The following is a 9,431-nucleotide window of genomic DNA, read 5'->3' as shown; positions in this document are numbered from 1 at the left end:
CCGCTACGCACCCCGAAACCGGAAGAGCCGTTTTATGGTGTCCACGCAGTGCTTGCCGACGTCAACAGTGTTCTGGGCAAGCCCCCTTACAGTCACTCCCTGAAGAACATCTCCGAGCAGGCTATTTCCCACGGCAAGTCCGCTGGTGTCGTCAGCTCTGTTCCGTTTAGCCACGCCACCCCGTCGGCGCCGGCTTCTTGGGCGCAGGCGTTGTGGCTGCCCTGCTCGGCGCCATCGCCGCGTTCCTGCAGTCTGTCGGCGTGGTCAAGGTTGACTTCTCGGCTCTGCAGAAGATGTTCCGCTAAGCACTACAGCACTATGCACTAAAGGATGCGCTGAGCATTCAGCCCCCACGTAGGCCCTCCGCTTCGGAAGCGGAGGGCCTTTGTCATTTACACACTACGGGGCTGATTCTACTGGGAGGACTCCATTAGGCAGTCGTACAGGAAATCCATCAGCGTTGTGGCGTCGTCTGCACGAAAAAGCTCATCGAGGGCGAGGTTGAACTCCAGCCGCCGCGCGTGGGGGATATTCAATGCGCTGTATCCATGACTCAGTAAGAGGCCCGACGCTACAAGCCGTGCGGTTCGCTTGTTTCCATCGAAGTAAAACTGGCTACGCGTGGCAGAGCAGAAATAGGCCAACGCTTGCTCGACTGGGTTTTCAAGCCCTTGAAGGGAGACCAGCAAATCGGCATGAGCTTCACCCAATTCATCAGCAGGGTCGAAAGGGATGAACCCGCCATCCATGAGCCGCACTCCACCGCCATCTCCCTCCACATGGCCTTCACCACGGAAAAGACCAGCGTCCAGGGCCTCGTTCCTTGCTAGCACGGCATGGAGTGCGTTACTGGTGGCTTTATCCACCGCACATTCCTCTTTGAGGACCAGCTCGTGGAGCAGGTTGAAAGCTTCTGACAAGTCCAAGATCTGTTGCTGTTCGGCAAGTGCCTTTCCGCCCACAGTGATGCCATCTAGCAGGGTTCGAACTTCCGGGAGAGTGAAAGTGTTTCCTTCCAGCGCGGCAGCGTTCCACACCAAGTCAGGAAGTTGCTTGGTTAATCGAAATAACGCACGGTCAGTCCCTAACTCCGAAACGTGCGGCCGCTCATGGTGCTCCCAGCTCACTCGGCTCGTTGCTCTTCTCATCACCTATGCCCCTCCGATGTAGTTTTCTGCGCACACATCAATGGCAAGCTGATGCGGTGATACGTAGTGTATTCCGGCTTCATTAGTTGCGCCGGTGAGCTCTTCACCAGCGACAGGCACGAGGGTGATTCCTCCGGATACGGGCTCAGCACTCGCACGAATCCGAGTGGGCAACGAGGGCACGATGTCTGCTGGATTTGTGCACCAGATCAATGTTGATTGAGGTTCTTCTTCACCTGCGATCTGCCCCGCGACTCGTTGCGCTGCAAAAGCACCCGACATCGCCCAAGTTTGCCCGCTCGCATCAACCGCTGAGGCAAGCGTTATGGGATTCGCTGGTAAAAAATGGAGAGCGCCCTTGCGGCCGTAGGGGTTAGACGCCCACGCGGCCCGTTCAATGAGAGCCTGGCAGCTACCGCCGCCGGCCGGGGTGTCACCCCACTGCACGAAGCGGTCAATCCAGGCTTTAACGTCTGGCTCCTCACTTGCGAGATCCCCAAGAAGCACTCTGGCGGCTGTCGCGGCCGCGGCATCACTCATGCGGTGTACCTGTACGGAAACCTCGTATCCGAGCACGCGCATTACCTTCTCCAAGCCAGCCAAACTCGGTTGAGCTGTCTCACGCAACCACAGGTTGAGCGTATTTCGTGAGACCCCCGAACGCCGAGCCACTTCGCTCAGGCTCAGCGGGCTTTTCTTGAGGAGTTGTACTGGGTCCATAGCCCCACTATAGCCAGCTGTCCTATGCTTAGGACACCTGTCCTACCGTTAGGACAATCAAGCCCTCTACCAGCGACATGGCAACAGGACCCCGCCGTGTCCTATGATGAAGCAAATGAGCGCGGAGATTTATTCACTTCCCACAACGCCGTTGGTCACTACCGACATCGCCGAGCAGGGTCCCCGGATTTCACTGCGCCGGGGGAGCAACATCCTCATGCTGGAGCTGCCGGCTACCTACCCTGAAGCGGACCTGACGGACCCACGATGGATAGTCAAGTCCCATTTCATCGATCGCCCCCACTCGGTGCGTGAATTCGCCACCGAAGAGCCGCTGGAAGTCGGCATCCCCGGGCCCTTTACCCGCATCGAGGTAACCCTGCGCGATGGCGATGAGGACCTCATCGAGACCGTCACCTTCACCGGCATCACCGATGAAGCACCCTTCATCGTCTATGACCGCACCACCCTCATCGCGCCGCAGGGCACGCTCGAGGCCGCTGAGCCCCTCGGCATCTGGGCCGGCTGGGAAGTGGGCCCACTGCCGGATCAGGTCAGGGTGCCGCAGAGGGAACCGGTGGACGTCGCCAAGCACGGCGATTTTGAGTGGGACTTTGACGTCGCCATCCTCCCCAACGCCCGTGGCCTCGACAACGAGCCCGTGTTCACCAAGTCGCCGCGCGTGCACCTCATCGCGGAAGGGGAGTGGCGCATCGATCTCACCTATGCGCCCCTCGGCGGCGAACAGGAGGAGATTTCGGAGCAGACCTTCGACGCGGGCATCGCCGAGCCTTTCCCGGGTGACCTCTACGAAGACCCGTGGGTGGGCCGCTACAAGGTGTCGCTGTGGCACGACGAGGAGCTTGTCGACGTCCGCTTCATCTCCCTCGCCGAGGGCCTCCACATGCGCGCCACCAACGACGGTCCGCGCGGCATGGATTTCCGCATCATCGATGCTCTCGGCGCGCACTCGGCCTTCAGCTACACGTTAGCCTCCCCGCCAAAGAAGCCCATCGCGCTGGAGAAGGGACTGCGCACCTTCGAGGACACCGAGGTCTCTCGCCGCGAGGTCGTGGCCAGTGAGGCCGGCTATGAGCTGGAATTCGATGTCTGGCCCGAGGCCTTGTTTAGCCGCGTCAAGCGCATCGGCTTGGAGCCCACCGAGCACTCCGACAAGCCGGTGATTTTTGCCGGCCAGCTCGATCAGGACGACATGTTCACCGTCCACTCGCCGCGCCCACTGCCGCTGGCGAAGTTCGTCACCATCGACGGCCGGCAGAAAATCAAGGAACTGGCGCGCACCTCAAAGACGACGCAGGCGGTCACCAGCCTCGCCGTCCCCAACGCCGCGCTGGCCAACGCCGTGCGCAAGCAACCAACGGCTGAGCTCTTCCTCATGTGGTCCACGCTGTCCTACGAGGACTACCTGGATTCCCTCCCGGCGGAGGAGCGCGAGGCTCACCAGGCCCGCAGCTTGGAGCGGCGCATCGTCGAGTACGAAGCTTCCGCGTCCACCAGCCTGATTTATGCAGCACTAGCCACCGTCCGCAAGTCCCCCTTCGTCAGCCGCGGCCTACTCAACGGCGATGAGATTATCATCGAGCAGAACGCAGAACCGCAGGCAGATTTAGTGGGCTGGGCCTGGCCATTGGCCGAGCCCACCGTGGCACCCACCCAACTCACGCCCACCGAAGAGGGGTTTGAGCTGCCCGCGGAGCTTGCTGAGCATGGCTCGCTGCTTGTCGACGTCCGCGAGCTCCGCGCCTCCTCCAACCTTGCTGCCCCTGCTCGCCCCTCCAGCGCCTCCATCGTGGTCACGCCGGAAGGCTCGCCGGCGGCGCTCGCATCGAAGGACTGGACCCCGGAGCAGCTCTGGGGCACCTTCCGCGCGCTTCATGTGCTCTCGCAACGCAGCCCGAATCCGAAGCTGCAAGCGATGTTCGACAGCACGATCGACCGCCTGCGCGCCCAACCGGAGGACGCGCTCCACGCCCTAGCACGCACTGGCGTTAGCGTGAACCAGCAGGCCCGCTCGCTCGCGCGCACGCGCTTGTTCCACTCGCCGCTGGAGCCCACCGCCGAGTCCAGCGCCGATAGCTACCTGGATCTCCTGCTCGATCCTTCCGCCAGCGAGAACGCGGAGCTGAACGCCGTGCGTGAGTCCGGCGCTGATGGGCTGACCCGCCCGATGCTGCTCAATGCTGCGACCATTCACAGCCCCACTCCGCCCGTCGATGACCTGATGGGGGAGGCCGGCCGCGTCGCCGCGCTGCGCGAGTGCTTTGCCAACAACGGCGCACTCGATGCGCTGGGCACCATCGAGCACCTGCGCAAGGACGCCACCGCACTCGCATCCCTGGTGCAAAACGCGGGCGTTGACATGTCCGTCAGCCACACCCTTATCGCGTTGGGCGCCTTTGCCAGCGGAAACACGGCGGATGAACTCAATGCCGCTGCGTGGATGCCCTACATCTCCTATGCCTTCGCACTGGCGTCCCGCGCCGCGGCGAACGACATCATCATGGAAAGCCCCCTGCTCAAGGAGGACATGCCCATGCTTGCCGACGTCCTCCCCCTCGCCCCCCGCCTCTTCTTCTACGACCTCGTGACCGCCGAAGCTCTCTTCCGCGATCGCGACGCGTAAGCGCGTGAGGTGTGCCACAATGAGTGAGCATGAAGGTTATCTCCACGAACGTCGCTGTCCGCCGCCCCGAGCCGCACGGGCGGCACGAGTACACGGGCATCGATAAGCAGCCGCGCCCCTTCCTCGACCTAGAGGTCCCCGGGCCCAATTATGGTGACGGCTCCGGCGTGGTGGGGGATTCCATTGGTGACCACGCCCACCACGGCGGCGCCGAGAAGGCCATCTACGCCTATGCCCGCGAGGAGCTCGATTACTGGGAGGGCACGCTCAACCGTGTGCTGCGTGACGGCTACTTCGGGGAGAACCTCACTACCGAAGGCATTTCCTGGCCGAATATGCTGATCAACCAGCGGATTCAGGTGGGGGAGTGCGTGCTCGAAGTGTCTATCCCGCGCACCCCCTGCGCCACTTTCTCCGGCTGGATGGACGAGCCCGGCTGGCTCAAGTCCTTTACTGAGCGCGGCGATTGCGGCTCCTACCTGCGCATCATCGAACCCGGCCGCATCAACCCTGGCGATGAAATTTCGCTTATCGGCCGCCCCGACCATGACATCACCATGGGCATGGCCTTCGCCGCCAAGATGGGGGACAAGGAGCTGGCCCGGCGCGTCGTCGACGCCGGCTGCCTCGCTCCCGTTCATCACGACCAGCTGGTTAAGAGCCTGCAATCCCGCGGTTAGCTAGCCATTCATAGGTTGTCGCTTGTGAGCCGCGCGTACCATCCATACGCACGAATCGTGCCTTCACCAGTGACTTCAGCGCATATCGGACCTGCGCTCGAGTAAGGTTTGTGGCTGTTTCTATTTCGCCGATAGACAGCGGTTGTGCCGCCGTACGCAGCGCCTCCGCTACGCGCGGGGCGTTAACACCCAGGCGTTCCAAGGTCACTGGTGCATCCACTCGTCGTTCCGGGCCGGTGCCTGATTCCTCCTTGCGTAGTGGCTCCCAGATACGGGCCTCTCCACGAGTGTCCGGCCGCCACATCTTCACCGTAAATTGCACGCCAGAATCTATCAGGTCAGGCTCCGGTAATCCTTGCTCTCGCGCGGCATCCAGCATGAGCTGCACGCCGCCGCCTTCGCCCTCAATAACAAAAGAGCCATCGTCTGCTTTGAGATATCGGCACAGTCTATAGAGCCGCTGGTTAATCTCCTGGCGCGCCAGATCTCTCGACTTGAGCTGTTCAACCGTCAGATCCCGTAGGCCTCCTGGACTGGAGATAACCATCTTGTCCGGTAATAGGCGGACATCAATCGATTTACCCGCACCCAACGTATTTGGCCCAAGATCACGGTGCACCAATGCATTAGCCACGGCCTCTCGAATGGCCGGAAGGGGAAGTTCAGGAACTTCCACCATTGATCCGTCCTCTCGATATCGCCGTACGGCGGCTAAACGTTGCCTTACCCATCCCATTACCGAGTTCAACAGCACCGGAACGGGCCCCTCAAAGGTCTCCAACCCCAACACTCGCCCGTGCTTCGAACCATTTGGTAGCCTTTGCGCCACCGTTACTGCTAAGGAGGGAAAATGCCCTTGGGGATAGAAACCCAGCGCATACAGGCCAGCAAGCGTCAGCTCTCCAGTCGCGGTCGTCACCGCTAGCGCCCGTAAGACGTCCTCATCTTGAGTAAGTCCCGATAGTCGCCGATTCTTTTTCCGCGCCTGAACCAAGAAATCTTGCACCACGTCGCTATCTAGGTCTGCAAGGCTCGTGCCTTCCACAATCGTCGTGTCATAGGACACTGCCTCTTCGGCATGCAGCTTTGCCACGTCCATCATGCGCAGCTCCGAGGCACTCATACGGTAGTCCCCATCAGCCATTCGAAGATACGCTTCTCCCCTGTAGATAGCAGGCTTATCAATAATCGGAAGACCCGTAACCTCCGCAATCACGACATGCGTGCCATCTATTGCCACACTGTCGGTATGCACTGTGACTGGAGGGGTGATGGCATGACGCGCCTGCGAGGCCAGAGCAGCCTCCATCTCCGAAGGATTCTCAATGCCAGTGACAATGAATCCTTCCTTCTCATTGACACCGAGAATGATAAGGCCGCCACTCGGCATGTTTGCGAACGCGCACAATGTCTGCGGTAGAGAGTCCGGAATGCCCCCTTGAGCGGTTTTGACCTCGACTGTTGTTGAATCACCGCCGCGCAACTCAAGCTCAGCCAATAGCTCTCTCAGCTGATTCTCGGACCAATTGTTCACGATGAATACCCGCCCTCAATGTTAACAATGACGGCTCAATGCTAACTTCATTCCTCTTCAATGACAAGAGTTCTCATTGATCTTCCCATTGAGGTGTCATTGACATTCTCATTGAGGCCAAATTATGGCCCTGAAACCCCGTATGTTTAAGCTTTATCTAGCGCATAAACCGCAATGAGTGGTTGGATAAGAGTTATCCAACCACTCATTTGCTGTCTGACGAATGGATAGCCTCTACAAGCCTCACTACGTTACCGAGAGCTGGATCCCCGAATCAGGCTCCGGCATTCCCCGGCGCGATAAGGCCGGAGGCCCTTTTTAGGTCTATGTCCCTGACCATCTTGTAAGTAAGGCATGGAGTTTCCCCAGAGCTCACCAGCCGGGCAGCACGTATCGAGCGAGAGATCTTGGATCTCAACCGTCATGCTGCTTCTGGCCAGTTGGAGTCTGTGGCCCGCTTACTCATGCGTTCTGAGGCGATTTCTTCCTCACGCATTGAAGGTATTGCACCCAACGTCGACAAGGCTGTCCTCGCGGAACTCGCCCAAAAGGAGGAAGTCCGCGGCTTTAAGGAAGGCGCGGAAGAGGTTGCGCGTAACCTCACCGTTCTGTGTTCCATTGAGAAGAGCTTTGCCACCGAACCAACATCTCCATCGGCCTTCTTGAAAAGCTCCAAAGAGAGTTGATGGGGGAGAAGGGCTCTATCCCCACTGGTCTTCGCACTATTCAGAACTGGATTGGTGGAAGTAACCACACACCCATTGGGGCCGAGTTCATCCCAGCGCCCCCAGGCCTAGTCCATGACCTCGTGGACGACTTATGTCTTTACCTCGATGGCGCTTCGCACGGTGCTCTCATCCAGGCCGCAATTGCTCACGCTCAGTTTGAAACGATTCATCCCTTTGCAGACGGCAACGGGCACGTTGGCCGTGCTCTCATTCATGGGATTCTTCTGCGTCGCGGACTTACTGAATACACCATTCTGCCGGTATGCCTCGTCCTCGGTACGTGGTCCAAATCGAAAGCTACCTGCCTTTTCGCACCATCAAGCGTGGGAAAATCCTCACCATGAAGCGCACGTATAAGTGGGAGCATGTCGAGATTCCCCTCATCCGGAACTAGGCCGCAGTTCATTTTTTAAGAGCCGGTTTGACCGCTTCCGGAGTGCAATACGGCGATGGATTCGAGGCCACGTGGGAGCTGCGCGCCGCGGAGAACTGGGTGACTGAACGTGTGTCGGTGAACGTTGAAGGCGACGGATGGGGGCGAAGCCTCGAGCTGTTTAGGTCCGAGCAAGGCGTGTGGTCGGCGGAAACCAATGAAGAGGGCGCCCAGCCTGGAGATCTGCCCTCCCCCGGTATCGTCCAGTCAGCCGATCTGAAAGCCGCACTCGATTGCGATCTCGGTCTGTGCCCTCTCACCAACACAATGCCTATTCGTCGCTTGACGCTGCTTGAGACTCAGGTTCCGAAAACGCAGCTGATCATGGCTTGGATTGATACACCGTCCCTCCAGGTGATCGCATCAGACCAGTACTACAGCTCCATCGATTCTGAAACTGTCCGATATGAAAGTGGAACACGGGGAGTCGACGTCGAGTTGGAGGTCGACGGTGGCGGCGTGGTCGTACACTACCCTGATCTCGCACGGCGGGTCTGATCCGGAAGCAACTCTAACTAAGCTGGGCGGTATGAACGACCTGACCATCGCACCTGGCCCAGGGATCCCCGGGGGTCTGGTCATCGTCGCCGCCGACCTGACGGAGCGGTTCGCGAAGTCGTCGGGACCAGGTGGCCAAGGCGTCAATACTACGGACAGCAAAGTGCAGCTTTCCGTCGATATCGCTACGTGCTCATCGCTTTCCGACGCCCAGCGTCGCCGCGTCCTTCACAACCTCGAGCACCGCCTAGACGGCACCGTCCTTACCGTTACCGCATCGACCCAGCGATTGCAGGTACGCAACCGCACCGAGGCACGCGAACGCATGGCCGCCCTCTTGCGCGAGGCGCTCGCTCCGCCTCCTCCCCCGCGGCGCAGGACCAAGCCGACGCGGAGCTCGGTGCGACGCCGTCTCGAAGCGAAAAAGCGGCGCTCGGAACTCAAGTCCACGCGACGGCGGCCCCAAATTCCCTAGTTCGAACCATCCGCATGCATATCCTCACGCTGACGGACCTGGTTCGGGTAACCGCTACGCTGAGACAGCTTGGACCGGTTGAATCCGCTCGATTTCCGAGAGGATCTTGTCTTCCGCCACGTCCAAGTCATATTGAGCCTGTAACCCGAGCCAGAACTGGGGGCTCATCTCGAAAAACTTCGCTGGACGAAGGGCCGTGTCAGCGGTTACAGCGCGCTTACCGTGAACAATTTCGTTGATCCGGCGGGGCAGAACGCCGATGGAGACGGCGAGCTTGTGCTGGGTGAGCCACATTCCTTTGAGAAAGTCCTCCATGAGGATCTCCCCGGGGTGAACCGGAGGGAGCTTGTCAGTGGTAGTCAACGATCTCAACCTCCTCTGGCCCCGCGGCGGACCACCGAAAACAGATCCGCCACTGGTCGTTGATTCAAATGCTGAACTGACCCCGCCGATCACGTCGCTCCCGCGTTGGGTGGCAGCCAAACCACAAAGGATCAGTCATCTGCTATCCCATCGACTAATTCTTGCAGGTCGCAGGACCTTCGCGCAACCGTCAGTTCAGTGCATTTTG

At 59.8% G+C, this 9,431-nt stretch carries 10 protein-coding genes and 1 pseudogene; 6 read left to right on the top strand and 5 right to left on the bottom strand.

Features of this window, described 5'->3' with window-relative positions:
- Positions 1-413 precede the first annotated feature (413 nt).
- Positions 414-1,127, bottom strand: a complete 714-nt coding sequence (locus HMPREF2635_RS07050) for a Fic family protein (RefSeq protein WP_246824857.1) — start codon at positions 1,125-1,127, stop codon at positions 414-416.
- A 24-nt stretch (positions 1,128-1,151) separates the two neighbouring features.
- Positions 1,152-1,868: a helix-turn-helix domain-containing protein gene (locus HMPREF2635_RS07045; protein WP_070821479.1), complete on the bottom strand. Its 717-nt coding sequence runs from the start codon at positions 1,866-1,868 to the stop codon at positions 1,152-1,154.
- 115 nt (positions 1,869-1,983) lie between these two features.
- On the opposite strand from HMPREF2635_RS07045, the gene HMPREF2635_RS07040 reads away from it, so the two are divergent.
- On the top strand, positions 1,984-4,512 hold the full coding sequence (locus HMPREF2635_RS07040; RefSeq protein ID WP_246824856.1) for a hypothetical protein: 2,529 nt from the start codon (positions 1,984-1,986) through the stop codon (positions 4,510-4,512).
- A gap of 29 nt (positions 4,513-4,541) precedes the next feature.
- Positions 4,542-5,192: an MOSC domain-containing protein gene (locus HMPREF2635_RS07035; protein ID WP_070753979.1), complete on the top strand. Its 651-nt coding sequence runs from the start codon at positions 4,542-4,544 to the stop codon at positions 5,190-5,192.
- Here the strand turns inward: HMPREF2635_RS07035 and HMPREF2635_RS07030 are convergent.
- Positions 5,167-6,726 carry an ATP-binding protein gene (locus HMPREF2635_RS07030; RefSeq protein WP_070821477.1) on the bottom strand — a complete coding sequence of 520 codons (1,560 nt, stop codon included), beginning with the start codon at positions 6,724-6,726 and terminating at the stop codon, positions 5,167-5,169. The genes HMPREF2635_RS07035 and HMPREF2635_RS07030 overlap by 26 nt on opposite strands.
- 449 nt (positions 6,727-7,175) lie before the next feature.
- Between HMPREF2635_RS07030 and HMPREF2635_RS13660 the strand changes: the two genes are divergently transcribed.
- The 4 genes from HMPREF2635_RS13660 to arfB all read left to right on the top strand — a co-directional run bounded on the left by HMPREF2635_RS13660 (position 7,176) and on the right by arfB (position 8,860).
- Positions 7,176-7,412, top strand: coding sequence for a Fic/DOC family N-terminal domain-containing protein (locus HMPREF2635_RS13660; RefSeq protein ID WP_246824855.1), 237 nt, complete (start codon positions 7,176-7,178; stop codon positions 7,410-7,412).
- Complete coding sequence (locus tag HMPREF2635_RS13655; RefSeq protein WP_083306659.1) at positions 7,412-7,798, top strand: Fic family protein; 387 nt, start codon at positions 7,412-7,414, stop codon at positions 7,796-7,798. The genes HMPREF2635_RS13660 and HMPREF2635_RS13655 overlap by 1 nt, the downstream gene beginning before the upstream one ends.
- Before the next feature lie 77 nt (positions 7,799-7,875).
- Positions 7,876-8,385, top strand: coding sequence for a putative glycolipid-binding domain-containing protein (locus HMPREF2635_RS07020; protein ID WP_246824854.1), 510 nt, complete (start codon positions 7,876-7,878; stop codon positions 8,383-8,385).
- 31 nt (positions 8,386-8,416) lie between these two features.
- A complete protein-coding gene (arfB, locus tag HMPREF2635_RS07015) occupies positions 8,417-8,860 on the top strand; it encodes an alternative ribosome rescue aminoacyl-tRNA hydrolase ArfB (RefSeq protein ID WP_070821474.1) in 444 nt (147 codons plus the stop codon).
- A 54-nt stretch (positions 8,861-8,914) separates the two neighbouring features.
- Here the strand turns inward: arfB and HMPREF2635_RS07010 are convergent, their stop codons facing one another.
- Positions 8,915-9,223, bottom strand: coding sequence for a HigA family addiction module antitoxin (locus HMPREF2635_RS07010; RefSeq protein WP_083321286.1), 309 nt, complete (start codon positions 9,221-9,223; stop codon positions 8,915-8,917).
- Positions 9,210-9,314 (bottom strand): annotated as a pseudogene (locus HMPREF2635_RS13650) (type II toxin-antitoxin system RelE/ParE family toxin); the annotation flags it as partial. The pseudogene HMPREF2635_RS13650 and the gene HMPREF2635_RS07010, both read right to left, overlap by 14 nt.
- Positions 9,315-9,431: the final 117 nt, after the last annotated feature.

The sequence above is a fragment of the Corynebacterium sp. HMSC035E02 genome (assembly GCF_001836065.1).
GTDB lineage: Bacteria > Actinomycetota > Actinomycetes > Mycobacteriales > Mycobacteriaceae > Corynebacterium > Corynebacterium hiratae.
This window is presented reverse-complemented; position numbering and strand designations above follow the sequence as displayed.